The sequence below is a fragment of the Streptomyces xanthophaeus genome (genome assembly GCF_030440515.1).
In the GTDB taxonomy this organism is placed as follows: Bacteria; Actinomycetota; Actinomycetes; order Streptomycetales; family Streptomycetaceae; genus Streptomyces; species Streptomyces kutzneri.
In genome coordinates, this window is sequence record NZ_CP076543.1 from 82,016 (window position 1) to 107,028 (window position 25,013).

Below are 25,013 nucleotides of genomic sequence, written 5' to 3' on the forward strand. Positions count from 1 at the left end.
CCGCGGTGCGGCCGAAGTCGCTGCGGCTGCGGGAGGCCGGCGCCGGGGCGCGGTGGCGCCCGGCGCTGCCGAAGTTCCGGTCCGAGGACGTCACCCGGGTGGGCTTCTTCGCCGGGCCGCGGCGCTGACCGCGGGCTCCTCCAGGCGGGCGCCCTCAGGCTGCGCCGGCCGGGGGCGCGGGTGCGGTGATCCTGCGGACGGATTCCACCACCGCCGCGCGGTGCTCGGCGAGCCGCTCGGCGGCCCAGCCGGTGCCCGCCGCGCCTGCCGCCGGGCCGCCCACCGCGGCGAACCAGGCCTGCGACAGGCCCATGACCAGCGTCAGCACATCCGCTGCGGGCACTGCGGGATCGATCCGGCCCGCTTCCTGGGCCCGCCGAACCTCCGCGATCTTGCCGTCGTAGGACGCGGACTCCTCGTCCGTGGACCCCGGGCGCTCCAGCTGCTTCCACAGCACGAGGCGCATCAGTTCCGGCCGCTCGACGAGGTGGTCGAAGACCGCCCCCGCGTAGCCGGGCAGGTCGTCGACGTCGAACGGGACGGACTCCGATCCGGTCGCGAGGGCCCGCTGGAGCACGGCGTCGAAGAGCTGCTCCTTGTTGCCGTAGTAGACGTAGATGAGCCGCTTGTTCGCCTGCGCCGCCTCGGCGATGCGGTCGACGCGCGCACCCGCGATGCCGTACGTCGCGAACTCGGTGAAGGCCGCGTCGAGCAGGCGCGCCTTCGTCGCGTGGGAATCCCGTGCCATGGACCTCACCCTAGCAAGTAACTATCCAGTTATTGACAAACGAGGCGGACGCGTCGCAGACTAAAACTATCCAGTTAGTTACTTCCTGAGGAGCACACCATGGAGATCCGCGCACTGGGCGGCCAGGGACTGAAGGTCGGCGCCGAGGGCCTCGGCCTGATGGGTATGAGCGCCCACTACGGCGCCACCGACGAGACCGAGTCGCTCGCCACCATCGACCGCGCCCTGGAGCTGGGCGTCACCCTCCTCGACACCGCCGAGGGCTACGGCCCCTTCCGCAACGAGCAGCTCCTCGGCAAGGCCCTGGCCGGCCGCCGCGACGCGGCCGTCGTCGCCACCAAGACCGGGGTCGAGTTCACCGACGACGGCGCCTTCGTCGGGCACAACGCGACCCCCGAGTACATCCGCCGCTCGGCCGACCGCTCCCTGCGCCACCTGGGCACCGACCACATCGACCTGTACTACCTGCACCGCGTCGACCCCCACGTGCCGATCGAGGAGAGCGTCGGCGCGCTGGCCGAGCTCGTCGAGGCCGGCAAGGTCCGCCACATCGGACTGTGCGAGGTCTCCCCCGCCACGATCGCCCGCGCGCACGCCGTGCACCCGCTGGCCGCCGTACAGACCGAGTACAGCCTCTTCGAGCGCGGCATCGAACACGACGGCGTGCTCGACACCCTCCGCGAACTCGGCATCGGGCTCGTCGCCTACTCCCCGCTCGGACGCGGATTCCTCTCCGGTGCCCTCACCAGCCCGGACGACTTCGCCGCCGACGACTTCCGCCGCACCGACCCCCGGTTCCAGGGCGAGAACTTCCACCGCAACCTCGCCGTCGTGGACCAGGTGCGCCGGCTCGCCGCCGAGAAGGGCGTCACCCCCTCGCAGCTCGCCCTCGCCTGGACCCTCCACCAGGGCGCCGTCCCCATCCCGGGCACCAAGCGCCGCAGCTACCTGGAGGAGAACATCGCCGCGACCGCCGTGACGATCACCCCCGCCGAGCTGGCCGCCATCGACGCCGTGGCGCCGCACGGCGTGGCTTCCGGCGACCGCTACGCACCCGAGCTGATGGCCTCCCTGAACGGCTGATCCTGTCGGGGCGCGGAAACCGGGCCGGGGGACCACCACCTGGACCACAGGACCTCGTGCCTGCTGCGGCTGCGGGACCCCGCGGCCGCAGCCCTGGGGCGCGGGTACCGCCCGGGTCACCACCGGCGCGCGCTCCTGTCGGACGACCCGGACCTCGTGGCGGCCGCCCTCGTCGACCGGCGGGGCGAGCACCGGGCGACCACGCGCGCCTTCGCCTCGGCGACCGTACGCGCGCACGGCGGAACCGCCCAGGTGCGGGGGCTGCTGCGCGCCCTGCGGAACGCGCACCGCAAGGACTCGGCGCCCCGGGTGGTGCAGCGTGCGATCGGGCAGGTCCTGGCCGAGCGCTATCGGATCGGCCAGGCCCTGATCGCGGCGGCGCGGCTGGGCGGCCGACTGCCGCGTACGGCCGCGGAGGTACTGGCCGGGGCGCCGGTTGCCGCCGACGGCACCCGGGCCGGCGACACCGGGTCGCTCGGGGAGAGCGCCGAGCCGGCTCGCCGCGCTCTGCGGACCATGGCCGTCGCCTGCGACGCCCGCGAGGATCCGGCCGACGCCACCCTCGACCACCTCGGCGCGGTGATCGAGGTGGCCCCGTCGGTCCGTCCGGCGGTGGGTCGCGCTCCGGTCCCGGCTGCGGCACTGCCCGGGCTCCCGGCCGTGGTGTCCCCCGCCCGTCCGGAGGCCCCGGGTTCACAGCATGACGTGCTTGACCTGGGTGTAGTCCAGGAGGCCCGCCATCGAGAGGTCGCTGCCGTAGCCCGAGTGCTTGACCCCGCCGTGGGGCATCTCGGAGACGGTGGTGCCGTGGGTGTTCACCCAGACGATGCCGGTCCGCAGGGCCCGGGTCGCCCGCATGGCGCGGTCGTGGTCCGTCGTCCACACGCTGGCGGCGAGGCCGTGGCGGACGTCGTTGGCCAGGTACAGGGCCTCCGCCTCGTCCGCGAAGGACTGCACCGTCACGACAGGGCCGAAGATCTCCTCCTGCACGATCTCGTCGTCCTGGCGCACGCCCGCGATGACGGTCGGTTCGTGGAAGAAGCCGGGCCGTGGGAGGCGGGCCCCGCCGGTGACGATCTCGGCACGGCTCGGCAGCCGGTCGAGCAGGGACCGTACCGACGTCAGCTGGGCCGCGTTGTTCAGCGGACCGAAATCGGCGTCCGGCTCGTCCGGGGCGCCCGTACGCAGCGCAGCCGCCTCGGCCGCGAAGGCCGCGAGGAACGCGTCGTGCACCCGGTGGTGGACCAGCAGCCGGGTGGGCGCGGTGCAGTCCTGGCCCGCGTTGTAGTAGGCGACCGCGGCGAGGGCGGCGGCGGTCGCCTCGACGTCCACGTCGTCGTGGACGAGCACCGGGGCGTTGCCGCCGAGCTCCAGGTGGACCCGTTTGAGGTCGGCGGCCGCGGCGGCGGCGATCTGCCGGCCGGCGCGCACGCTGCCGGTGACCGCGATGAGGGCGACATCGGGGTGGGCGGTGAGCGCGCGGCCGGTGTCGCGGTCGCCGCAGACCACGTTGAGCACGCCCGGCGGCAGGTGCTCGGCCGCGATCCGGGCCAGCAGCGCCGACGACGTGGGGGTGGTGTCGGCGGGCTTGAGCACCGTCGTATTGCCTGCGGCGACGGCCGGGGCGATCTTCCACACCGCCATCATCAGCGGATAGTTCCATGGGGTGATCTGGGCGCAGACCCCGATCGGTTCGCGCCGCAGCACGGAGGTACGGCCTTCGGTGTACTCGGCGGCCGCGAGGCCCGGCAGGTTGCGCGCGGCTCCGGCGAAGAAGCGGAGCGTGTCGACGATCGCGGGCAGTTCCTCGGCCCTGAACTGCCGGGGCGGCTTGCCCGTGTCGCCGGTCTCGGCGGCCACGAAGGCCTCCGCGTGCTCCTCGACGGCGTCGGCGATGCCGAGCAGGGCGCGCTGGCGTACCGCCGGTGTGGTCGTGGACCAGTGCGCGTACGCGGCTGCGGCTGCCGCGCAGGCCGCGTCCGTGTCGGCCCTGCCCGAGCGCGGGGCGTGGCCGTGCACCCGGCCGGTGGCGGGGTCGACCAGCTCCATCGTCTCGCCGGAGGCGGCGGGCCGGTCCACGCCCGCCACATGGTTGAGCACGGGGTCAGCCACGGCGCAGCGCCTCCTTGGCGGCGTCGCGTCCGGTGCGTACGGCGCCTTCCATGTAGCCGGCCACCCACTGGTCGGATCCGCAGACGTAGAAGGGTGGTTCGTGGGTGCCGTGGCGGGGGCCGACGGCCATGACGTCGCCCGGGGTCCACTGGGTGACGTACCCCTGCGTCCACGGGTCGGTGCCCCACATCCGGACGTAGGTGGCCAGCGGCCGGTACGCCTCGTCGCCGTAGAGGCGGGCGATGTCGGCGAGGAGTTCCCGGGTGCGCAGCGGGGCGGGTGTGCCGAGCAGGACGCCGAGCCGTTCGGGTGGCACGAGGGCGGAGAGGATGCCGTCGCTCTGCGGCCAGGTGCTGCCGAGGACCCCCTCGCATTCGGAGAGGCCGCTCTTGCCGAGTGTGCGCCAGAACGGCCGGTCGTACGCGGCGACGAACTTCGCGGCGAGGGCCTGGCGTTGGCGGTGCAGGGAGGCGAGTCGCTCGTCGCGGACGCCGGTGACGGCGACCTGGCGGAGCGGGCCGACGGGCAGGGCGCTGACGACGGCGCCGGCGGTGAGGGTCTCGCCGCCGGCCAGCCGTACGGAGCAGGGGCCGGCCGGGCGGACCGTGACGGCCTCGACGGGCGCGCCGGTGCGGATGCGTCCGCCGAGGTCCGCGGCCATGCGCAGGGCCACCGTGGCGGAGCCCTCGGCGACCCGCAGGCCCTCCCATGCCTCGTAGTCGTAGGCCTCGGGGCCGGGGACGGCGGCGTGCTTGCGCAGGGCGGCGAGCAGCGACGTACGCTCGTACGAGCCGTCGGCGAGGGCGAGTTGGCCGATCTCCCAGAGGCGGACGACGGCCGGTGTCGCTCCCTGGGCGCGCAGCCAGTCGGCGACGGAGGACCGGTCGAGGGCCGTGGCGTCGGGGTGGGACCAGGGGTCGGCCGGGTCCACGGTCCGGGCGAGGGCGCAGAAGGCGGCGGTGACCTTCTGGTGGCAGGCGTCGTCGCCGGGGCCGAACCAGTGGGGCGGATCGCCGGCGGAGACCCCTTCCGGCGTGGCACGGGTGAGGACGCCGGGCTCGGCGACATAGCTGGGGACCAGGGTGAGGCCGAGTTCCTCGGCGAGGGCCAGGTAGGCGGTGTGGGCGCGGCCGACGACCTCGCCGCCGAGCTGGACCAGCCGGCCGTCGGGGAGTTCGGTCTGTTCGACGCGTCCGCCGACCCGGTCCCGGGCCTCGACGACGAGGACGTCGGCTCCGCCGGCGGCGAGGTCACGCGCTGCGGCGAGGCCGGCCAGGCCGGCGCCGAGCACGATGACGTCGTGGTTCATGAGGGTGTTCCTTCGGTCGGGCGGAGCCGAGGCGGCTCAGGCTTCGGCTTCGGCTTCAGTCCAGGACGAGGCAGTGTTCGGGCTTCCAGCCGATCTCGACGCGCTCGCCGCCGCTCCAGCGGTCCTCCCTGCGGGAGCGGACGGTGTTCTGCTCCAGTACGGACACCGTGACGCCGGGAGCCAGTTCGATCAGGTACGTGGTGGTCGGGCCGCAGTAGACGGTCTCGCGGACGACGCCGGTGGCGCGGGCCATGTCCGGCTCCAGGTCGGACAGCCAGATCTTCTCGGGGCGGATCGACAGGTTGACCCTGCTGCCTTCGGGGACGGACGTCCGCTGTCCGACGGGCAGTTCGGGGCCGTCGTCGAGGACGACCCGGCCGGAACGGTAGGTGCCGGGGACGAGGTTGGAGGTGCCCATGAAGGAGGCGGTGAAGCTGCTGGTGGGGCGCTCGTACACGTCCTCGGGCGTTCCGCACTGCTCGACGCGGCCCTCGTTCATGACGGCGAGGCGGTCCGACATGGTCAGGGCCTCGTCCTGGTCGTGGGTGACGAAGACGAAGGTGATGCCGACCTCGCGCTGGATCTGCTTGAGCTCGACCTGCATGTGGCGGCGGAGTTTGAGGTCGAGGGCGGCCAGCGGCTCGTCGAGGAGGAGGACCTGGGGCCGGTTGACGAGGGCGCGGGCGAGGGCGACGCGTTGTTTCTGGCCGCCGGAGAGGGTGGCCGGCTTGCGGTTCGCCAGGTGGCCGAGCTGGACGAGGTCGAGCATGCCGGAGACCCGTTCGCGGATCTCGGCGCGGCCGACGCCCTTGCGCTTGAGGCCGAAGGCCACGTTGTCGGCGAGCGAGAGGTGGTCGAAGAGGGCGTAGCTCTGGAAGACGGTGTTGACGTTGCGCTTGTCGGGCGGCAGGCCGGTGACGTCCTGGCCGTCGAGGAGGACGCTGCCCGAGGTGGGGTCGGAGAAGCCGCCGATCATCCGCAGGAGGCTGGTCTTGCCGCAGCCGGAGGGGCCGAGGAGGGAGAAGAACTCACCCGGGGCGATGTCGAGTTCGACGTCGCGTACGGCGTACGTGCCGCCCGCGGCCGGGTACTGCTTGCTGACCCGGTCGAGCCGGACGGCGGGGGTGGGGTGGACGGGCGTCGGGGTCATGAGGGTCCGGGTCCGGGCGGTCGGGCTCGTGGGGGGCTGGGTCGTGGGGGTCGGGGTCGTGGTCGTGGGGGTCGGGTGCTCGGGTGTCGCGGGCATGGGTGTCACTTCCCGGAGAGCAGGTCGAGGCCGCCTCTGCGCCCGAACAGGCGCGGGATGGCCAGTGCGAGGACGATGAGGCCGATGGAGCCGACCAGCATCAGGGTGCCGACGGCGTTGATGGTGGGCTGCACGCCGAACCTGATCGCCGAGTAGATGCGCACCGACAGGGGTTGCGGGTCGACGCCGGTGGTGAAGTAGGCGAGGACGAAGTCGTCGAAGACGAGGGCGAAGATCAGCACCGCGGAGGCGAGGATGCTGGGCAGCAGCGCGGGCAGGGTCACCAGGCGCAGGGCCTGCCCGCGGGTGGCCCCGAGGTCCATGGCCGCCTCCTCGACCTCCGGGTTGAGGGCGGCGATGCGGGAGCGGAGGATGACCGTCACGTAGGAGATGGAGAAGGTGATCTCGGCGAGCATCACGGTGGTGGTGGACAGGGTGATGCCGAGGCCCTTGAAGAGGAGCATCGCCGCGACGCCGGTGACGATCTCCGGGGTGATCAGCGGGACGAGCATGATCAGGCCGGCGAAGGAGCCGAGGCGGCTGCGGCTGCGTACGAGGCCCAGGGCCAGGGCCACCCCGAGGACGAGCGAGCCGGCCATGGCGACCAGGGACACCCGCAGGCTCATGCCGAGCGAGTCGAGGAGTGCCTCGTCGTGGAGGAGGGCCGTGTACCAGCGGAGGCTGACGCCGTCGAGGACGGTGAGGGATTTCTGGGAGTTGAAGGAGAACAGGACGACGACGCCGACGGGGAGGTAGAGGAGCGCGAAGAAGAGGGCGGTGACGGCGATGGCGAAGCGGGGGCGGCGCTCGGCTCCGCGCCGGCGGCGCTGCGGGGCGCTCATCGGGCGGCCTCCGCCTCGTCCTTGCGGGTGCGCCGCAGGTAGCCGAGCATCCCGAGGAACAGGACCGCCATCAGCAGCATGGTGAGGGCCGAGCCGAGGGGCCAGTTCTGGCCTTGGAAGAACTTGTCCTGGATCAGGTTGCCGATCATGATCTGGTCGGGACCTCCCATGAGCTGGGCGCTGACGAAGTCGCCCATGGCGGGCAGGAAGACGAGAACGCAACCCGCGGCCGCTCCCTGCCGGGTGGCGGGGACGGTGACGAAGAGGAAGGTCCGCAGGGGGCCGCCGTAGAGGTCGCGGCCGGCCTCGATGAGCGAGGTGTCCATGCGTTCCATCGCCGCGTACAGCGGGATGATCATGAAGACGACGAAGCCGTAGACGAGTCCGGCGATCACTCCCACACCGGTCTGGAGGATCTTGGTGCCGTCGTCGGCGAGACCGATCGCGCGCAGGGCCCTCAGCAGCGGTCCGTCGTCGGAGAGGACGACGGACCAGCCGTACATCCGGACCAGGTAGTTGGCGAAGAACGGGACCACGATCGCGGCGATCAGCAGGTTCTTGAACCGGCCGCCGCACAGGGCGATGGCGTAGGCGACCGGGTAGGCCACGGCCAGGCAGATGAGGCAGGTGATGAGCGCGTAGCCGAGGGAGCGCAGCAGGACGGTGCTGTAGGCGGGGTCGGCCAGTGCGGTGAGGTTGGCGAAGTTGAGCCCGAAGCGCGGATTGCCGAGGGGGTCGGTGGTGCCGAGCGCCAGGGTGGCCACGAGGAGGAGGGAGGCGACGAGGAAGCCGGCCATCCAGAGGGTGCCGGGGAGCAGGAGCCAGGTCCACAGGCGCGGCTGCCGCCTCCGGGTGCGGGTGCCCGGTGCGGCTTCGGGCCGTGTCCGGTCCGGGGGCGGTGTTTTCGGCCCGTCCGGGTCCTCGGGCGGCCGGACCGCGGTTCCGGTGCGGTTGCTGCGTGTCGCCATGTCAGCCGGCCTTCACGTCGGTCCAGGCGGCGTCGCGGGCCCGTTCGGTCCCCGCGTCGCCGTTGCGGAAGAAGAGGTCGGCCGCCAGGTCGTCGGCGGTCACCAGGCACTGGGGGAAGGGCTCGACGAGCGCGGCGTAGGTGTCCTCGGTACCGCGGACCGGCATCGGGTAGCCGATGTACTCGATGTTCTTCTTCACGTTCTCCGGGCGGAGCATGTAGTCGATGAAGAGCATCGCGGTGCCGGGGTGCTGCGCGTTGGCGGGTATGGCGTAGCAGTCGGAGTTGACGGGGGCGCCTTCGCGGGCGACCTCGAAGCCGAAGACGGACGGGTCCTCGGCCTGGGCGAGCATGGCGGCCATGTCGCCGCTCCAGGCCTGGGTCATGTCGGCGTTGCCGTTGAGGAGGTTGTTGTAGCTGTCGCTGGAGAAGCCGCGCAGGCGGGGGCGGAGCGAGCGCAGGGTGTCGGTGACGCGGTCGAGGTCGGCCTGGTCTCCGGTGGTGAGGCCGAGGCCGAGTTTGAGCGCGCCCAGGCCGAGCACCTCGTCGCGGTCGTCGAGGACGAAGACCTTGCCCTTGGCCTTCTCGTTCCACAGGTCTTCCCAGGAGCCGGTCAGGTCGCCGAGCCGGTCCCGGCGCCAGCCTATGCCCGTCTTGTACATGGTGAAGGGGACGGTGTGCGCGGAGCGGGGGTCGTACCAGGGGTCGGCGAAGTAGTCGTAGCCGCCGAACACGGCTTCGGCGCCCCGTAGCCGGGAGTGGTCGATCGTACGGAGCCGGCCGCCGGTGGCGAGGCGCTCGGCCCATTTCGCGGTGGGGAAGATGATGTCGTAGCGGTTGCCGGCGTTGAGTTTGGCCGCCATGCCCTCCATGGAGTCGTAGTTCGACTGGACGACCTTGACGCCGTACTCCTTCTGGAAGCCTTCGAAGACGGTGGGGTCGACGAAGTCCGCCCAGTTGAAGTAGACGAGGTCGCCGTCGACCTTGACGTCGATGGGTGCTTCCGCGGTCGCCTTGCCGGCCGGGTCGTCGCCGGTGGCGAAGCCGCAGCCGGAGGCGGTGAGGGCGAGGGCGGCGGCGGTGCCGGCGCGGAGGAACGAGCGTCTGGTCGGGGGGAGTGCCTCGGGGGACATGGGGTCCTCTCCGTAGGGGCCGCAGGGGGACGGCGGAACGAGCGGTGCGTGGGGGCTCGGTCGTGCGGCGGGCGCGGCGCGGGGGGCGGGGCGCTGCGCTGCGTTGCAGTGGTGCGGTCGTGCGGGGCCGTGCGGTGCGATGGCGCGGTGCAGTCGTGCCGTGTTCGGCGGGGGGGGCGGGCCTCAGTCGTCGGCGGTGTCGAGGTCGGCCCGGACGCGGCCGGCGAACCAGCCGACCGCCGACTCGCGTCGGGACAGCGGTCCGGGCTCGAAGCCGGGGGTGGAGAGGCCCTTCTGCACGCGGGCGACCAGCTCGGCGTCCTCGTCGTTGGTGATCCAGCCGATGTGGATGTTCAGGCGCCGGGCTAGGCGGGTGCGCAGGCCGGTGCCGCGGCGGGTGTAGAACGCGCCGGGTACGGCGACGCGGTCCACCGCCGTGGGGATCGCGGTCCAGGCCAGTACGTGGTCGGGGTAGAAGTCGATGAGGGTGTTCGGATAGATGACCGCGTACCGCCAGATCCGGCGGTCGGCCTCGCGGAGGCCCGGCATCGGTGCGGCGATGCGCTGGTAGAGGCGCTCGGCCCAGTTCGAGGACGGCTTGTCGCGCAGCGGTGAGGCGAAGAGCGCGTAGGACTCCTCGATCTCGCAGGTGTAGCCCTGGTAGTCGAGCAGCCGCATCAGGCCGGGGTGGGCGACCGGGACGTGGTAGCCCTCCAGGTAGTTGTCGACCGCCACCTTCCAGTTGGCCTGTTGCACCTCGGCGGCGGCCAGGTCGTGGATGCGGGCGCGGCCGATGGGCACCAGGTCGGCTCCGGCGTAGTGGCCGACCGCCTCCGCGAGGCCCGCGCAGCTCTCGGCCAGCGGTACGGCGTCGGGGTCGAGGTTGACGAACACGAAGCCGAGGAAGGACTCGACGCGGGCCGGGAAGAGGCCGAGTTTCGGCTTGTCGAGGCAGGGGATCTGGCGGGCCTCCGGGGCTCCGACCAGGCTCCCGTCGAGGCGGTACGTCCAGCCGTGGTACGGGCAGCGGATCGCCTTGCCGTCCGGTTCGGGGGTGGTGACCAGGCGGGTTCCGCGGTGGCGGCAGACGTTGAGGTGGGCTGCGAGGCTGCCGTCCTCGGTGCGGACCACCAGGACCTCGCGGCCGGCGACGGTGGCGGCGAGCCGCGCTCCCGGGTTCGGCAGGTCGGACTCGTGGCAGACGAGCTGCCACGACCGGCCGAAGACGTGCCGGGTCTCCGCGGCGGCGGTGTCGGGGTCGGTGTAGTAGCGGGCGGGGAGGGCCGGCCCGGGGGTGTCGGGGGCGGCGGCGTTGCCCGGCGGCCCGGTCCGGTCGGTCCGGTCGGTCGGATCGGACGGGTCGGACGGGTCGGACGGGTCGGATCGGACGGTGACGTCGGATCGGACGGTGCGGCCTGTCGGTGATTCGGGAGCTCTTGAGTGCATCGGTGACTCCTCCGTGCCGGCGTGCGGCGATCGGTGTCGGCGTTCGATGGCAAGGCAGGACAAGAGAGGGCAAGGCAGGACGAGGCATGGCGATCCAGCGGCGGACAGGCGGTCGGGGCGGGAAAGCCGGAACCAGGCTGACCGATTGGACAGCCAGATTGCTGGCTCATTTCCACCGGGTCAAGACTTGTTCACTGACCGATCGGTCAGCTAGCGTAATTCTTGCCTGACCGATCGGTCAGCAAACGTGCTTTCCTGTCGCCGCACCGGCCCCGCTCCGTATACACCCTGTTCACCGGGGCGGACGCAGCCGTGCGGCCCGCCCGTCCCGTACGGGTCCGCACCCCCGATCCCCCCGGTCCCCCGCCCACGGCTCCCGCCGGGCGCCGGACCGGCGGCGGTATCCCACCTCCCGGAGGCACGCATGAGCGGTCGTCGGCGTCTGGACTGGCTCGGGCTCACCCCCGAACCGGAGCGAGAACTCCCCACGGCGGTCGCCGCCCTGCGCGCCTCGTCGCACGGTGCGGCCGCCGGCCCACCACCCCGTGACCTGGCGGCCACGGAGCGGCGCCGCGTCGAGCGCCTGATCCTGCGCGGCAGCCGGCACAGCTGGCTCCGCTACCTCGCCGAGGTCACCGACCTGGTGACCTCGGTGGCCGCCGGTTCCCGGACGGGCGACCCCGCCGCCGCCCTGCTCGCCGGCGAGGTCGTCCTCGACCACCACCGCATGCTCATCGGCCTCCCGGGACCGGGATACGGCCGCACCGCCCAGGACCGCACCGCGCTGGAGCGCGCCGTACGGACCCTGCGCACCCACACCACGACAGGAGCCGGCCGATGACCACGATCCGCCTCCCGACGGCGCAGCCGCCGGGCACCGTCCTCGGAGCGGCGCCGCAGGCCGTGGAGAGCGCCGACGCCTACCGGGCCACGGGCGGCTACGGCGGCGCCACGGGCCCGGAGGAACTGCTCGCCCACCTCGCCGCCTCCGGGCTGCGGGGTCGCGGCGGGGCGGGATTCCCGGCAGCCGTCAAACTGCGCTCCGTACGGGGCCGCGGCGGCTCCCCGGTCGTCGTGGCCAACGGCGAGGAGGGGGAACCGGGCTCGGCCAAGGACCGCTGGCTGCTGCGGGCCCGGCCGCACCTGGTCCTCGACGGCCTCGCCCGCGCCGCCGCGGTCACCGGCGCCGTACGCGGCTTCGTGTACCTCTCCGACCCGGCGGCGGGCGAGAGCGTACGCCGGGCCCTCGCCGAACACCCGCCGCCGCTGCCCGTCGAGGTCGTCGAGACCGGCCACACCTACGTCGCCGGTGAGGAGACGGCGGTGGTGCGCCGGATCGACGGCGGCCCGGCGCTGCCCACCGCCAAGCCGCCCCGCCCCTTCGAGCGGGGGGTGGGCGGTGCGCCGACCCTGGTGTCCAACGTCGAGACGCTCGCCCGGATCGCCCTCACCGCCAACCGGCCCGGCCTGCGCCGCGCCATCGCCCGCAGCACCCTGGTGACCCTGTCCGGCGGCGGTCCGGCCGCACCGGTGCTCACCGAGGTCCCCTACGGAATCCCGCTGCGCACACTGGCCGCGCGGTACGGGATGCCGGACGCGGCCGGAGCCCTGATGGGCGGGCTGTTCGGCGGACTCGTCGACGCCGGCGCCCTGGACCTCCCCCTCGAACCCGGCGCGCTCACCGCCGCCGGTACCGCCCTGGGGTGCGGAGCCATCCACTTCCTCGCCCCGGGCGGCTGCCCCGTGACCACCGCCGCCGACGCGGCCGGCCACCTCGCGGCCGAGAGCGCACGGCAGTGCGGGGTCTGCGTGTCCGGCACCGCCGCCGTCGGCAGGGCCCTGTCCGGCCTCGCCGCCGGGACCGCCGGCCCGGACACCGCGGACAGCCTGCTCCGCTGGTCGCAGGGCCTGACCGGGCGCGGCGCCTGCGGACTCCTCGACGCCGCGGCGGGGATCGCGGGCAGCCTGCTCCGCTCCTTCCCCGGGCTCGTCCGCTCCCATCTCGCCGCGCCGTGCCCCGTGTGCGCGGACGCGACACCCGAGGACGGCCGCCGCCGTCTCACCGTGGCCGTGCCCGGGGTCGCCGCCCCGTTCACCGCCGCCTCCGACATCCCTGTGCCCGCGCTGAAAGGAACGCCATGAAACTCCTGCTGGACTCCACCCGCTGCCAGGGCTACGGACTGTGCCAGGAACCCGCACCCGACCTGGTCGAACTCGACGAATGGGGCTACGCGAACGTCATCGCCGTCCTCGTCCCGGCCGGCACCGAGGACGCCGCCCGCGCCTGCGTCGAAAGCTGCCCCAACTCCGCCCTCCGCGTGGAGGGATGACATGGGACGCGACCTGACCGCCCTCTTCGATCCCCGCTCGGTCGCCGTCGTCGGCGCCAGCGACGACCCCGCGAAGTACGGCCACGCGGTGGCCGCCCAGGCCCTGCGCGCCCCCGGCCGGCGACCCGTGCACCTGGTCAACCGGCGCGGCGGCACCGTACTCGGCCGCACCGCGGCCACCTCCCTGACCGCCGTCGGCGAACCCGTCGACCTGGTGGTGATCTCCGTACCCGGCGCCGGCTTCGAGGCCGCCGTCGACGAGGCCCTGGCCTGCGGGGCGAAGGCGATCGTCGCCATCACCGCGGGCTTCGCCGAGGCCGGCCCCGCAGGCCTGGCCCGGCAGCGGTCGGTCGCCGAACGGGTACGGGCCGCCGGAGCCGTCCTCGTCGGCCCCAACTGCCTGGGCATCGCCGACAACACCACCGAGCTGTACCTCGCCTCGGACCGCTTCGCCCCCGGCGGGGTCGCCCTGCTCAGCCAGAGCGGCAACCTCGCCCTCGAACTCCAGCTCCGCGGTGAGCCGCACGGGCTGGGCTTCTCCCGCTTCGTCTCCCTCGGCAACCAGGCCGACGTCACCCTCGTCGACCTCGTCGAGGACTGCGCCCGCCACGAGGAGACCTCGGCGATCGCCGTGTACGCCGAGGACTTCGGCGACGGCCGGGCCTTCGCGGCGGCCGCCGCCGCGGCGGGCAAGCCGGTGGTGCTGCTCACGGCCGGCCGGGGAACCGCCTCCGCACGCAGCGCCCAGTCTCACACCGGGGCGCTCACCACCTCGGCCGACGTGGTGTCCGCCGCCTGCCGCGACGCCGGGGTCGAACTCGTCCGCACCCCGAGGGAGATGACCGTCGTCCTGGCCGGACTTGCCGCCCTGGGCGCGGGACCGCGTACGAGGGGCCGGCGTACCGCGGTCTTCACCGACGGCGGCGGCCACGGCGCGGTCGCCGCCGACGCGGCCGAGGACGCCGGGCTCGGCGTACCGGAGCTCGGCGGGCCGACGCAGGACAGGCTGCGGACCGTGCTGTGGGAGCAGTCCTCGGTCGGCAACCCCGTCGACCTGGCGGGGATGGGTGAACAGCGGCCCCTCTCCTACGCGGACACGGTCGGTGCGCTGCTCGCCGCCGACGAGGTCGACGCCGTCCTGATGACCGGGTACTTCGGTGGTTACGCAGCTTCCGAGAGCGGTCTGGGCGGCGGTCCGGCAGGCGGCTCCGTCCTGGCGGAGGGTGAGGCCCGGGCCGCCAAGGAGATCGTCGCGCACCTCGCCTCCGTGCCGAAGCCGCTGGTCGTGCAGTCGATGTACCCGCAGTCTCCGAGCTGCCGGGTGCTGGCCGAGGCCGGGGTGCCGGTGTTCGCCGCGACCGAGGACGCCGCCCGCGCACTGGCGGCGATGACCGGAGGGCGGGCGGCGGACGCGGACCGCCCCGGCGTGCCCCCGCTGCCGCCGGCCGCAGCACCGCCCGCGGACCTGGGCTACCACGGGGTCCGGACGCTGCTCGACGCCGCCGGCGTGCCGTTCCCGGCGGCGCGCGAGATCACGGACGAGGTCGGGCTGCTGGCCGCGGCCGCGGAGTTCGGCGGCCCGTACGTGCTCAAGGCCCTGCACGTCCTGCACAAGTCCGACGCCGGCGGTGTGGCGCTGCGGCTGGCCGACCGGGACGCGCTCCTCGCCGCGTACCGGGAGATGCACGCCCGGCTCGGCGCGCCCGCCTACTCGGTCGAGGCGATGGCCGACCTCACGGACGGCATCGAGCTGATCGTGGGCGTGAACCAGGACCCGCGGTTCGGGCCGATCGCCCTGGTCGGGCTCGGCGGCGTCCTCACCGAGGCGCTGCGTGACGTGGCCTTCGCGCTCGCGCCCGTACCGGCACGGCGGGCCGAGGCTCTGCTGCGCGGTCTGCGCAGTGCGGCGCTGCTCGACGGCGTACGCGGCCGGCCGGCCGTCGACGTGGCCGCGGCCGCGGCCGTCATCGAACGCATCACCACCGTCGCCGCGGCTCACCCGGACATCGCCGAGCTGGAGGTCAACCCCCTGCTGGTACGCCCGGACGGCGCCCTCGCCCTGGACGCGCGGGCCGTCCTGCGCTGACCGCTCCACCCCCACCCCCTGTGCTCTGGAGGACTGACGACCCATGGACTTCCGCTACACACCCGAGCAGGCCGACCTCAAGGCGCGCGCCGCCGCCTACGCACGGCTCCTGATGACCTACGAGGACCGGTCCGAGGAGGCCGGCGGCCCGCTGCCCGCCGACACGGTCCGCGAGCTGACCCGCGCCGCCGTCGACGCCGGCGTCTACGCGATCAACATGCCCGCCGCATGGGGCGGCGCCGGGCTGTCCCTGCTGGACCAGGTGATCGTCGAGGAGGAGTTCGGCAAGGTCACCAACTGTCTGTGGGACATCCCGTGGCGGCCCGCGAACGTCCTCGCCTACGGGACCGAGGCACAGCGGGAGAAGTACCTGCTACCGGTGATCCGGGGCGAGCGGTTCGACGCGTTCGCGGTGACCGAGCCCGGTGCGGGCTCCGACCCCGGCTCGGGCACGAGTACCGCGACCCGTACCGACGGCGGCTGGCTGCTGAACGGCGAGAAGTGGTTCGTGACCTGCGGGGACATCGCGGACTTCCTGCTGGTGCAGGCCGACGCGGGGCCCGGTCGGGAGGCGACCCTGTTCTTCGTGGACAAGCAGGCGGCCGGGGTCGAGATGACCCGGGTCCCCCGTTTCATGCACTCCGCGGTGAACGGGCATCCCGAGTTCACCTTCACCGATGTGTTCGTTCCGGACGAGGACGTGCTGGGCGGTGTCGGCAACGGCTACGAGCTGACGAAGGAGTGGTTCACCGACGAGCGGCTGATGATCGCCGCCCGGACCGTCGGCGCCGCGGAGCGGGCCCTGGAGCTCGCCCGGGACTGGGCGGTGGAGCGGCGCCAGTTCGGTTCGCCCATCGCCGACTTCCAGCTGATCCAGGGGATGCTCGCCGACAGCGCCGTCGACATCGCCATCAACCGCGCCTACACCCACCAGGTGGCCTGGGAGGCCGACCGGCCGGAGACCGACCGCAAGACGCTGCACGCGAAGGCCTCGACGGCGAAGCTCGCGGCCAGCGAGGCGGCCGGGCGGGTCATCGACCGGTGTGTGCAGATCTTCGGCGGGCGCGGCTACGACCGTACCTACCCCGTCGAGCGCATGTACCGCGAGCTGCGGGTCGACCGGATCTGGGAGGGCACCTCCGAGATCCAGCGCCTGATCATCGCCAACGAACTGATCAAGCGCGGCACCCGGGCCCTCGCCCTTCCCACCTCCTGACGACCGCTCCCCCACCACGACCCAGAGGACAGACAGACATGGACTTCCGCCTCACCGCCCGTCAGGAAGAGCTCCGGAGCACGGCGCGCGCGCTCACCGACTTCATCACCAAGTACGAGCTCGACTGCGAGGAGAACAACGGGCTGCCCCCGCAGGCCCACACCGAGATCCGCGACGCCGTCCTCGACAGCGGGCTGCAGGCCGTCAACATGCCGACGGAGTGGGGCGGCGCCGGTCTGACCATCCTGGAGCAGGTCACGGTCCAGGCGGAGCTCGGCCGGCTCACCGGGGCCCTGTGGGACATGGTGTGGCGTCCGGCCAACGCCCTGTCCTACTGCACGCCCGAGCAGCGCGAGCGCTACCTCGTCCCGGTGATCCGGGGGCAGCGCCGGGACTGCTACGCGGTGACCGAGCCCGAGGCGGGCTCCGACCCGCAGAACCTGCGGACCACGGCGACGCGAACCGACGGCGGCTGGGTGCTGAACGGCGAGAAGTGGTTCGTGACCGTCGGCGACCACGCCGACTTCATGATCGTGCTGGCCGCGGCCGGTGAGGAGCGGGCACCGACGCTCTTCCTCGTCGACAAGGACACGACGGGCATCGAGATGACCCGGGTGCCGCGCTGGATGCACACCTTCGTCTACGAGCACCCCGAGTTCACCTTCACCGAGGTGTTCGTCCCCGACGACGCGGTGCTCGGCGAGGTGGGCCAGGGTTACGACATCACGCGCTCGTGGTTCACCGAGGAGCGGCTGATGATCGCCGCCCGGACGATCGGGGCGGCGGAGCGGGCCCTGGAGCTCGCCCGGGACTGGGCGGTGGAGCGGCGCCAGTTCGGCTCGCCCATCGCCGACTTCCAGCTGATCCAGGGGATGCTCGCCGACAGCGCCGTCGACATCGCCGTCAACCGCGCCTACACGCACCAGGTGGCCTGGGAGGTCGACGAGGGCGTCCTCGACCGCAAGACGCTGCACGCGAAGGCGGCCATCGCCAAGCTGGCGGCGAGCGAGGCATCGGGCCGGGTCGTCGACCGGTGCCTGCAGATCTTCGGCGGGCGCGGTTACGACCGCTCGTACCCGGTGGAGCGGCTCTACCGCGAGCTGCGCGTCGACCGGATCTGGGAGGGCACCTCCGAGATCCAGCGCCTGATCATCGCGGGCGAACTGGTCAAGCGCGGTACGGGCGTTCTGCGGATGCCGTCCGCGCAGTGACGGGCGGGGCCTGACGGGCGGGGCGACCCGGGCCGGTGGTCCGGGTCGCCCCGCCCCGTGCGCAGCACGAGCAGCAGGAGCAAGCAGGAGCAGCGAGGCATCAGAGGAGGGAGGACCGATCGATGACCGATGTCGAACGGGTCGGGATCGTGGGCTGCGGGCTGATGGGATCCGGTATCGCCGAGGTCTGCGCCCGGGCCGGACGGGACGTCGTCGTGGTGGAGACGACCCGTACGGCCGCGGCCGCCGGCCGGGAGCGGATCATCCGTTCCCTGGACAGCGCCGCGGCGTCCGGCAAGCTGACGGCCGCCGAACGGGACGCCGCCGTCGGCCGGATCACGGTGACCGTCGACGTGGCGCGGCTGGCGGACCGGGACCTCGTCGTCGAGGCGGTGGCGGAGGACGAACGGGCGAAGCTGGAGGTCTTCGCCCTGCTCGACCGGGTGGTGGAGCGCCGGGACGCCGTCCTCGCGACGAACACCTCCTCCATCCCCGTCATCAGGCTGGCCGCGTCCGTCTCGCGGCCGGAGCAGGTCGTCGGCCTGCACTTCTTCAACCCGGTACCGGTGCTCGCGCTGGTCGAGCTCGTACCGTCCCTGCTCACGGGCGACGAGACCGTCCGGCGGGCGCACGCGTTCGCCTCCGAGGTGCTGGGCAAGGAGGTCGTCCGGGCCCGGGACCGGGCGGGATTCGTCGTGAACGCGCTCCTCGTACCGTACCTGCTGGCCGCCGTGCGCATGGCCGAGAACGGCGCCGCGTCGGCCGAGGACATCGACCGGGGCATGACCCTGGGCTGCGCGCACCCGCTGGGACCGCTCGCCCTGGCCGATCTGATCGGCCTGGACACGGTGCAGGCCATCGCGCGGTCGATGTACGCGGAGTACCGGGAGCCGCTGTACGCCCCGCCGCCGCTGCTGGCCCGGATGGTCGACGCGGGCCGGCTGGGCCGCAAGACGGGCAGGGGCTTCCACACCTACGGCGACCGCGGAGGCGGCGCGATGCGCGAGGATGGTGGTGTGGTGGCCACGGCAACCGGGCCCACCCGCCCGGTCCACGGGCGCCGACACGGGGAGCAGCCAACGTGACCAAGGCCGAGCGCGCACTCGAGACGCGTGAGCGAATCCTCACGGCCGCGTGCGAAGTCATCGCCGACATCGGCTTCGAGAACGTCAGCATGCGCAAGGTCGCCGAGCACGCCGGTGTGTCGAAGGCCCTGCTGCACTACCACTTCGACACGCGGGAGAAGCTCTTCGACGAGGCGATGACGCATTCCTTCGCCCAGACCGGTACGGACACCGAGGGCGTCCCCGACTCGGTGCCCTCCGCGGTCGTCCTGGCCCGCATCCTGCGGAGCATGCTGCCGACCGACGCGGAGCTGCGCCAGGACTGGAAGCTCTGGCAGGAGTTGTGGGTGCGGGCCCAGCGCGACACGGCGGCCCGGCATTTGGCCGTCGACCTGTACGACCAGCTCCACGCGTGGGTCGGCGGGGCCGTCGAACGGGGCATCCGCTCGGGGGAGTTCGCCGCCTGCGACGTCGCCGCGCTCGGCACCCTGGTGCTGGCCCTGTGCGACGGGCTCGGGATCCGGCTGATGCTCGACGATCCCCGGGTGGACCTCGCGGCGGCCCGGTCGACGATCTGGCGGGCCATCGCCCCCACGCTGGGCATCGCCCCGGAGTTCCCGGACGTGTGACCGGGCCGGCCGGTCCGGGTCAGCCCGGACCGTGCACGGTCTGGACCTGGCCGGTCTGGTCGACGGTGAGGGCGACGCGCTCCGTCCTGTTCCCCAGGGCCAGCACGATCCACACGACGCCCCACAGCAGGCAGGTGAAGATCGTCAGGATCGCGTGCAGGAGGTGGTTGACGTTGCCGCCGCGCACCAGCACCGCCTGGGTCGGGGAGCGCGATTCGACCCGCCATCCTTGGGCGACGTACTGGTTGACCGTCCAGTCGAGGATCGCGGTGCGCCGCGCGTCGTCGAGGGGCTCGCCCGGGGGCGCGTAGAAGAGTTCCGGGGGCGGGTCCGGAGGCGGCCCCCAGCCCTTCGGTTCGTCGGACTTGGCCATATGTCCTGCCTCCCCACGCTTCGGGGCCGCCGGAGGGCGGCACGGGGAGCGGGACGGTCTCGGTGCGGTCGGTCCCGCATATCCCCAGAGTGCGCCGGGCGGGCGGGGGCGGCATTCCGAGCCCGGCGGGCCGGGCCGCTCACCGGATGTACGTTCGAATCAGGGCCTGGCCTTCGGGGCATTGTCAGTGGCTCGCCCTACAGTCGGAGCATTCCCATTCAAGGGTTGAGGCGGGCTGCCTCGCTGCACGATCCCGCCCCACCGGACCCCCTCGGGGGACAGCGCCCGGTGGGGTGGCGCGCGGCCTTGCCGCGGGCTCGCAGGGCGGCCTGTCCGGGTTCTCAGTCCCAGAACTCGCCGTCGTGCGGCAGGGCGGCGAAGTGCTCCGGGTCGTGGGAGAGGAAGACCCGGATCCCGGACCGGGACAGGACGCGCAGACGCCCGTAGGTCAGCATCTTCTCCTCGGTGTTCCAGTCGCTGAGCATGGGCACGTTGTGGTCCAGGCCCTGCTGGAGGTGCGCCGCGTCGCCCATGAGCGCGATCCGTCCGTGGTGGTCGAGGTCGAGGATGAGTCCCTGGTGGCCGGGGGTGTGGCCGGCAGTGCGCACGAGGGTGATCGTGCCGTCCCGGAACAGGTCGGTGTCACCGCTCAGTTCGAGGTAGTCGTAGTTGCGGCCGCCCGCGTAGTCCTCGAAGGCGTAGCCCCGGGCCGTCCAGCGGTCCGGCCACCAGGCGTGGCGCAGTTCGTCGTGCTGAGCCACGTGCACGGCGTGCGGGAAGTAGGTCATCCCTCCGGCGTGGTCGAGGTGCAGGTGGGAGTAGAGGACGTACCGGACGTCGGCGAGCCGGTAGCCGAGGCGCTCCAGCTGGGCGTCCACGGCGTGTGCCCGGGTGAACCCCTCGGCGCCGTACGCCGCCCGCAGGCCCGGGCCCCAGTGGGCCTCGGCCGCCTCCGGGTCCGCGACACGGTGGTTGACGCCCGTGTCGAAGAGGATCGGTCCGTGGGTCGCGTGCTCGATGACGGCGACCGTCGAGGGCACGGTGACGGTGCCGCTCGCCCCGTGCAGGAGGTCGCTCTTCGGCAGGGTGAAGGGTCCCGCGTCCAGTGTGGTCACGCGCAGTCTCGGGGTCACCACGGGGACCTCCCTCCCCACGTGCCGGCGGGCGGATTCCTCCTGTCCAGGCTAGCTCCGGTGCGGCGGGACCACGCGCCGGAGGGCCGCCGCGAGGTCGGGCGGCGAGTCCACGCAGATGTACACGGTCGCCGCCTCCACCGGCCCGGCCGGGCCCAGATCGAGGCGTACGGGCGGGTCGAGGTGCACGGCCACGTTCAGCGCGCTCTCCACCGAGCAGGCCACCGCGTCCGGTTCGCCGGGTACGGGCCTCGGGCCGCGGCCGGGGACGGTGCGGACCACGTGGGAGGTGGAGCGGACCGACGCGCGCGGCAGGGTCACGTCGCCGAGGAAGGCGGTCCGCAAGACCACCCGCTCCTCCGCCACCTCGTGCGAGTGCCGGACCAGCGCCGCCACCAGGCCCAGCCCGCCCAGCACCAGCAGGAGCTCCAGTGCCGCGTGCACCGGCCGGACCGCGGGCGGCAGCATCGAGGAGAGCAGGAAGGCCACCACGATCTCCGTCGCCGCCAGGACCAGCACCACCTGCCGCATCCCGGCCGAGTGCCGCGGCCCCGGTGCCGTCGGGCGCCGGAGCACCACCGCCGTCAGCGACCGGGCCCATATCCGTACGATCCCGGCCCGGGTCGGCCGTGGTGTCACGGCCCCCGTCTCCGGTCCTGCCATCCGTCCACTCGGTCCCGTCACCGTCATGGCCGCCCCTGCCCGTCGTCGCCCGTCGCTTCCCCTCCTTCAGGCTCGCGCGCGTCCGGCGGGACGGACAGTGACGAATGTCAGGGGTGTGCCGGGTACATGCCAGGGGTGCGCGGACGGTACCGCCCTCGGGTCCTCCGGGGCTGGGGAATCGGCGAATCGGGGGCGGTGCCCGGCACCGGTCGGCAGGATGGGGCCATGGACCGTGGGGACATGAGGCCGCGCGGGTCGCGGCCGGTGGTGGTGCGGGTGCCGGTGGAACCGGTGGAAGCCGCAGTGGAAGCCGACGCGCTCGACGCCGTGGCGCGGGCGGGCGATGTGGTGGTGCGCGGCCCGCTGTTCGGGGTGGCGGCGCAGTCGGCCGGGGACGGGCCGCGGTGGCGGGTGGTGCTCGAAGTGACGGCCGGCTGTCCGCAGCAGGCGCGCGACGGGCTGAACTCGCGGCTGTGGTTCCACGCGAAGGACGAGGCGCAGGACCGGGCGGAGCGGCGCGAGCTGCTGGCGGCGGTCGCCCGGCTGGAGAGCGAGCGGGTCGACGAACTCGTCGTGGCCGGGACCCGGTACCGGGTGGTGCGCGCCGAGGAGTACGCGGCCTCGGGCCCCGGCGGTATGGAGACGCCCCGCCCGACGGATCCGGAGCCCCTCGTCCGCGACTGGGACCGGACCGTACGGGAGCCCGGGATCGATGACGGTCTGGTCGTGGATCCGGACGCTCCGGTCACCCCGACCCAGGCGTTCGAGCAGCTGGCGCTGCGCGGCCTGTGCTACACGGGCGAGCGGTTCCCCGAGGAGGTGCGCGCCGACTCGCGGCGGGCCCTGGACACCCACCCGGACGTGCTGCTGATGCCGCCGACCTTCGGCGTCGTGGAGCGGACCACGGACGGCTGGCGGCCGGTCAGCGGCCCGCACGCGACCCCGCACGCCGCCCGCAAGTCGCTGGACTTCGCGCTGACGTGGATGTGGCCGCGGATGCGCGGTCACATCCCCCACGACGCCGACCCTCGTACGGACGCCCGTACGTGGACGGCCGCGGGCGGCGGGGAGTCCGCGGACCTGCGGGCCGCGAAGCTGGCGGCGTACGCCGGGGCCGCCGACACGCTCCGGGGCGGACGTGTGGACCGGCTGGAGTTCCAGGGCGCCGTGTACCAGATCGTCCGTACCCGCCGCCTGCTGCGCTGGGGGCCCGACGGGCCGGAGGGCCCGCGGCCGTCCGACGTCAACAGCCAGGAGCCCGCGCGGATCCACCTCTCGCTCGACGAGGACGGGCGCGTCCTGCCCGACGACTGACCCGCGGCACACGTCCGCGCTTCCCGCAGAAGTCGGCGCCCGCCGGGCGTTTCGACGTGCGCCACCGGACCGCATGGGGAACGGTGGACCCGCCCCGCTGTGCGACCCGCCGATGCTCCGAGGGAGACACCCATGAACTGGACGCTCGAAGTCGTCCCCGTCCCTGTCACCGACATGGATCGCGCGAAGAGTTTCTACGCCGACCAGGTCGGCTTCGGCGTGGACCTCGACGACGAGGTCGCCCCGGGGGTGCGCATCATCCAGCTGACCCCGCCCGGTTCCCGGTGCTCCATCGCCATGCTCCAGGGGATGCCCGGGGCGCCCGGCGGACAGACCATGGCGCCCGGCACCCTGCACGGTCTTCAGCTGTGCGTCACGGACATCGAGGCGGCCCGCGAGGAGCTGGTGGCCCGGGGCGTGGACGTCTCGCCCGTCCGGAACCTCGGCGCATCGGGCTGGGAGGAGGGCAAGGGCGGCGTCTGGAATTCCTTCATGACCTTCGAGGACCCCGACGGGAACAGCTGGGTGGTCCAGGAGGCCCCCTCGGAGCTGTCCGAGCGCTGACCGGGCCGGCGCCCGCTCGGCCGCGACGGCGGGCAGATGTACCAAGCCCCGCCCCTGCGGGGAGGAATCCCGGCGCGTCCACCCCGGCCGCTCGCACACACGGCCGGTACATTCCCGATTTCAGCCGGTCCGTTCTATTCCGGGGATGTGCCTTGCGTCGTATCGCTGTCGCTCTGACCCTGCTGACCGCCCTCTCCTGCGGATCCTTCGCGGGTTCCCAGGCCGTCTCGGCCGCGAGCGCGTCGGCAGGCGGTGGTGGCGGCGGCCGGGGCACCAACATCCTGGTCGTGGGCATCGACAGCCGCGCCGGGCTCTCCGCGGCCGAGAAGCGGCGCCTGCACGTGGGCGGCAAGGGCTGCAACTGCACCGACGTGATGATGCTCGTCCACCTGGCCAAGAACCGGCGGCGCGCGAGCATCGTCTCCATCCCGCGCGACTCCTACGTCGAGTACGCGGGCACCACCGCCACCGCACCGGCCCGTAGCGGCAAGATCAACGGTGCGTTCGCCCTCGGCGGCGGCCCGCTCACGGTGGCCACCGTCGAGAAGGCCACCGGTCTGCACATCGACCACTACCTGCAGACCGATTTCAGGGGCTTCGAGCAGACGGTGAACAACCTCGGCGGCGCCACCGTGTGCACGGACAGGCCGCTCAAGGACGAGAACTCCGGACTCGACATCGGCGCCGGCCGCCACCTCGCCGACGGGAACGGAGCACTGCGCTACGTCCGGGCCCGGCACGTCAACCTGCGGCCCGGCGACCTCGGCCGGGTCCGCCGCCAGCAGCGCGTGGTCGACGACCTGCTGGCCCGGCTCACCGCGGAGGGCGCCCTGGCCGGCCCCATCAGCACGGCGCGGACCGTGCGCACCCTGCTGAAGACCGTACGCACCGACGCAGGGACGGGCCTGGACGACCTGGTGCGCATCGGCTGGGCGCTCGGTCACCTCCGCTCGGACCGGACGGATGTCGCGACCGTCCCCATCCGGCTCTTCGACCACCGCGTACCCGGAGTGGGTTCCACCCTGGTGTGGGACGAGGCCCGCTCCGCCGCCCTGTGGGAGGCGCTCGGCGCGGACCGCCCGATCACGGGCGACACCCGGATCCAGCCCGTCGCACAGAACCCGGCCCCGACCGACCCGACCCGGATCGCCGTCCGCGTGGACGACGCCGAGGTCGCCGCCGCCCTGCGCGGCAACGGGTTCGCCGTCACCGACACCTCGGCGACCGCACCGGCGGTACGCCCGTCCGGGCCCCCGGTCATCCGGTACGCCACCGGCCAGGAGGACGACGCGGCGACCGTCGCGGCCGCCCTGCCCGGCTCCCGTCTGCAGGCGGACCCGGATCTCGACGCGGTCGTCGAGGTCACCGTCGGTGCACGGCCCGTCCGGGTCACGAGCGTCACCTACGACCGCAACGTGGCCGACGGCGCCCCCGTGACCGCCGACCGCCTCCGCTGCGCCGAAGCCCCGGCCGCGGCCGGGGCCGCGCAGCCGGGGGGCGCCGTGGAGCCATCCGGGCGACGATGAGAGATGTGGACCACGCGC

Annotated in this window: 24 protein-coding genes; 13 read left to right on the forward strand and 11 right to left on the reverse strand. The window is 73.4% G+C overall.

The annotated features are described in order from the left end of the window. Positions 1-5 precede the first annotated feature (5 nt). Positions 6-128, forward strand: coding sequence for a hypothetical protein (locus tag KO717_RS00340; protein ID WP_301363678.1), 123 nt, complete (start codon positions 6-8; stop codon positions 126-128). Positions 129-154: 26 nt separating this feature from the next. On the opposite strand, the gene KO717_RS00345 is transcribed toward KO717_RS00340, so the two are convergent. Further along, positions 155-748 (reverse strand): TetR family transcriptional regulator, encoded by a 594-nt coding sequence (locus KO717_RS00345; protein ID WP_301363679.1) that lies wholly within the window; start codon positions 746-748, stop codon positions 155-157. 99 nt (positions 749-847) lie between these two features. On the opposite strand from KO717_RS00345, the gene KO717_RS00350 reads away from it, so the two are divergent. Next, positions 848-1,831 (forward strand): aldo/keto reductase, encoded by a 984-nt coding sequence (locus KO717_RS00350; RefSeq protein ID WP_301363680.1) that lies wholly within the window; start codon positions 848-850, stop codon positions 1,829-1,831. Between the two features lie 693 nt (positions 1,832-2,524). Here KO717_RS00350 and KO717_RS00355 read toward each other — a convergent pair. The 7 genes from KO717_RS00355 to KO717_RS00385 all read right to left on the reverse strand — a co-directional run bounded on the left by KO717_RS00355 (position 2,525) and on the right by KO717_RS00385 (position 10,886). After that, entirely contained in the window at positions 2,525-3,943 is a 1,419-nt protein-coding gene (locus tag KO717_RS00355) for an aminobutyraldehyde dehydrogenase (protein WP_301363681.1), read from the reverse strand. Next, positions 3,936-5,252, reverse strand: a complete 1,317-nt coding sequence (locus KO717_RS00360) for a flavin monoamine oxidase family protein (RefSeq protein WP_301363683.1) — start codon at positions 5,250-5,252, stop codon at positions 3,936-3,938. The genes KO717_RS00355 and KO717_RS00360 overlap by 8 nt, the downstream gene beginning before the upstream one ends. A gap of 55 nt (positions 5,253-5,307) precedes the next feature. Continuing rightward, positions 5,308-6,507, reverse strand: coding sequence for an ABC transporter ATP-binding protein (locus KO717_RS00365; protein ID WP_301363685.1), 1,200 nt, complete (start codon positions 6,505-6,507; stop codon positions 5,308-5,310). Next, the gene (locus KO717_RS00370; protein ID WP_301363686.1) at positions 6,504-7,340 is read right to left on the reverse strand and encodes an ABC transporter permease; all 837 of its coding nucleotides are present in this window, start codon (positions 7,338-7,340) and stop codon (positions 6,504-6,506) included. The genes KO717_RS00365 and KO717_RS00370 overlap by 4 nt, the downstream gene beginning before the upstream one ends. Continuing rightward, the gene (locus KO717_RS00375; RefSeq protein ID WP_301363687.1) at positions 7,337-8,308 is read right to left on the reverse strand and encodes an ABC transporter permease; all 972 of its coding nucleotides are present in this window, start codon (positions 8,306-8,308) and stop codon (positions 7,337-7,339) included. Before KO717_RS00375 ends, KO717_RS00370 begins: the two co-directional genes overlap by 4 nt. Before the next feature lies 1 nt (position 8,309). Next, positions 8,310-9,440 (reverse strand): polyamine ABC transporter substrate-binding protein, encoded by a 1,131-nt coding sequence (locus KO717_RS00380; protein WP_301363688.1) that lies wholly within the window; start codon positions 9,438-9,440, stop codon positions 8,310-8,312. A 183-nt stretch (positions 9,441-9,623) separates the two neighbouring features. Next, on the reverse strand, positions 9,624-10,886 hold the full coding sequence (locus KO717_RS00385) for an aromatic ring-hydroxylating oxygenase subunit alpha (RefSeq protein ID WP_301363689.1): 1,263 nt from the start codon (positions 10,884-10,886) through the stop codon (positions 9,624-9,626). Between the two features lie 424 nt (positions 10,887-11,310). Here KO717_RS00385 and KO717_RS00390 point away from each other — a divergent pair, with 424 nt between their 5' ends. The 8 genes from KO717_RS00390 (at position 11,311) to KO717_RS00425 (ending at position 19,422) form a co-directional block, all read left to right on the forward strand. Continuing rightward, entirely contained in the window at positions 11,311-11,727 is a 417-nt protein-coding gene (locus KO717_RS00390) for a hypothetical protein (protein ID WP_301363691.1), read from the forward strand. Further along, a complete protein-coding gene (locus KO717_RS00395; protein WP_301363692.1) occupies positions 11,724-13,028 on the forward strand; it encodes an NADH-ubiquinone oxidoreductase-F iron-sulfur binding region domain-containing protein in 1,305 nt (434 codons plus the stop codon). Before KO717_RS00390 ends, KO717_RS00395 begins: the two co-directional genes overlap by 4 nt. Then, the gene (locus KO717_RS00400) at positions 13,025-13,216 is read left to right on the forward strand and encodes a ferredoxin (RefSeq protein WP_301363693.1); all 192 of its coding nucleotides are present in this window, start codon (positions 13,025-13,027) and stop codon (positions 13,214-13,216) included. Before KO717_RS00395 ends, KO717_RS00400 begins: the two co-directional genes overlap by 4 nt. A 1-nt stretch (position 13,217) precedes the next feature. Beyond that, the gene (locus KO717_RS00405) at positions 13,218-15,302 is read left to right on the forward strand and encodes an acetate--CoA ligase family protein (protein ID WP_301363694.1); all 2,085 of its coding nucleotides are present in this window, start codon (positions 13,218-13,220) and stop codon (positions 15,300-15,302) included. A 43-nt stretch (positions 15,303-15,345) separates the two neighbouring features. After that, positions 15,346-16,518 (forward strand): acyl-CoA dehydrogenase family protein, encoded by a 1,173-nt coding sequence (locus tag KO717_RS00410; protein WP_301363695.1) that lies wholly within the window; start codon positions 15,346-15,348, stop codon positions 16,516-16,518. A gap of 38 nt (positions 16,519-16,556) precedes the next feature. Then, positions 16,557-17,729: an acyl-CoA dehydrogenase family protein gene (locus tag KO717_RS00415; protein WP_301363697.1), complete on the forward strand. Its 1,173-nt coding sequence runs from the start codon at positions 16,557-16,559 to the stop codon at positions 17,727-17,729. 122 nt (positions 17,730-17,851) lie between these two features. Then, positions 17,852-18,814 carry a 3-hydroxybutyryl-CoA dehydrogenase gene (locus KO717_RS00420; RefSeq protein WP_301363699.1) on the forward strand — a complete coding sequence of 321 codons (963 nt, stop codon included), beginning with the start codon at positions 17,852-17,854 and terminating at the stop codon, positions 18,812-18,814. Continuing rightward, on the forward strand, positions 18,811-19,422 hold the full coding sequence (locus KO717_RS00425; RefSeq protein ID WP_301363700.1) for a TetR/AcrR family transcriptional regulator: 612 nt from the start codon (positions 18,811-18,813) through the stop codon (positions 19,420-19,422). The genes KO717_RS00420 and KO717_RS00425 overlap by 4 nt, the downstream gene beginning before the upstream one ends. 19 nt (positions 19,423-19,441) lie before the next feature. On the opposite strand, the gene KO717_RS00430 is transcribed toward KO717_RS00425, so the two are convergent. From KO717_RS00430 to KO717_RS00440, 3 genes are all read right to left on the reverse strand, one after another. Continuing rightward, on the reverse strand, positions 19,442-19,795 hold the full coding sequence (locus KO717_RS00430; protein ID WP_301363701.1) for a hypothetical protein: 354 nt from the start codon (positions 19,793-19,795) through the stop codon (positions 19,442-19,444). 341 nt (positions 19,796-20,136) lie between these two features. Then, a complete protein-coding gene (locus tag KO717_RS00435) occupies positions 20,137-20,931 on the reverse strand; it encodes an N-acyl homoserine lactonase family protein (RefSeq protein WP_301363703.1) in 795 nt (264 codons plus the stop codon). Between the two features lie 48 nt (positions 20,932-20,979). Beyond that, complete coding sequence (locus KO717_RS00440) at positions 20,980-21,567, reverse strand: hypothetical protein (RefSeq protein WP_301363705.1); 588 nt, start codon at positions 21,565-21,567, stop codon at positions 20,980-20,982. Positions 21,568-21,831: 264 nt separating this feature from the next. Here KO717_RS00440 and KO717_RS00445 point away from each other — a divergent pair, with 264 nt between their 5' ends. The 3 genes from KO717_RS00445 to KO717_RS00455 all read left to right on the forward strand — a co-directional run bounded on the left by KO717_RS00445 (position 21,832) and on the right by KO717_RS00455 (position 24,995). After that, positions 21,832-22,905, forward strand: a complete 1,074-nt coding sequence (locus KO717_RS00445) for a DUF5954 family protein (protein ID WP_301363707.1) — start codon at positions 21,832-21,834, stop codon at positions 22,903-22,905. A 132-nt stretch (positions 22,906-23,037) separates the two neighbouring features. Continuing rightward, on the forward strand, positions 23,038-23,469 hold the full coding sequence (locus KO717_RS00450; RefSeq protein WP_301363708.1) for a VOC family protein: 432 nt from the start codon (positions 23,038-23,040) through the stop codon (positions 23,467-23,469). Positions 23,470-23,621: 152 nt separating this feature from the next. After that, positions 23,622-24,995: an LCP family protein gene (locus KO717_RS00455; protein WP_301363709.1), complete on the forward strand. Its 1,374-nt coding sequence runs from the start codon at positions 23,622-23,624 to the stop codon at positions 24,993-24,995. The last annotated feature ends 18 nt before the right edge of the window (positions 24,996-25,013 follow it).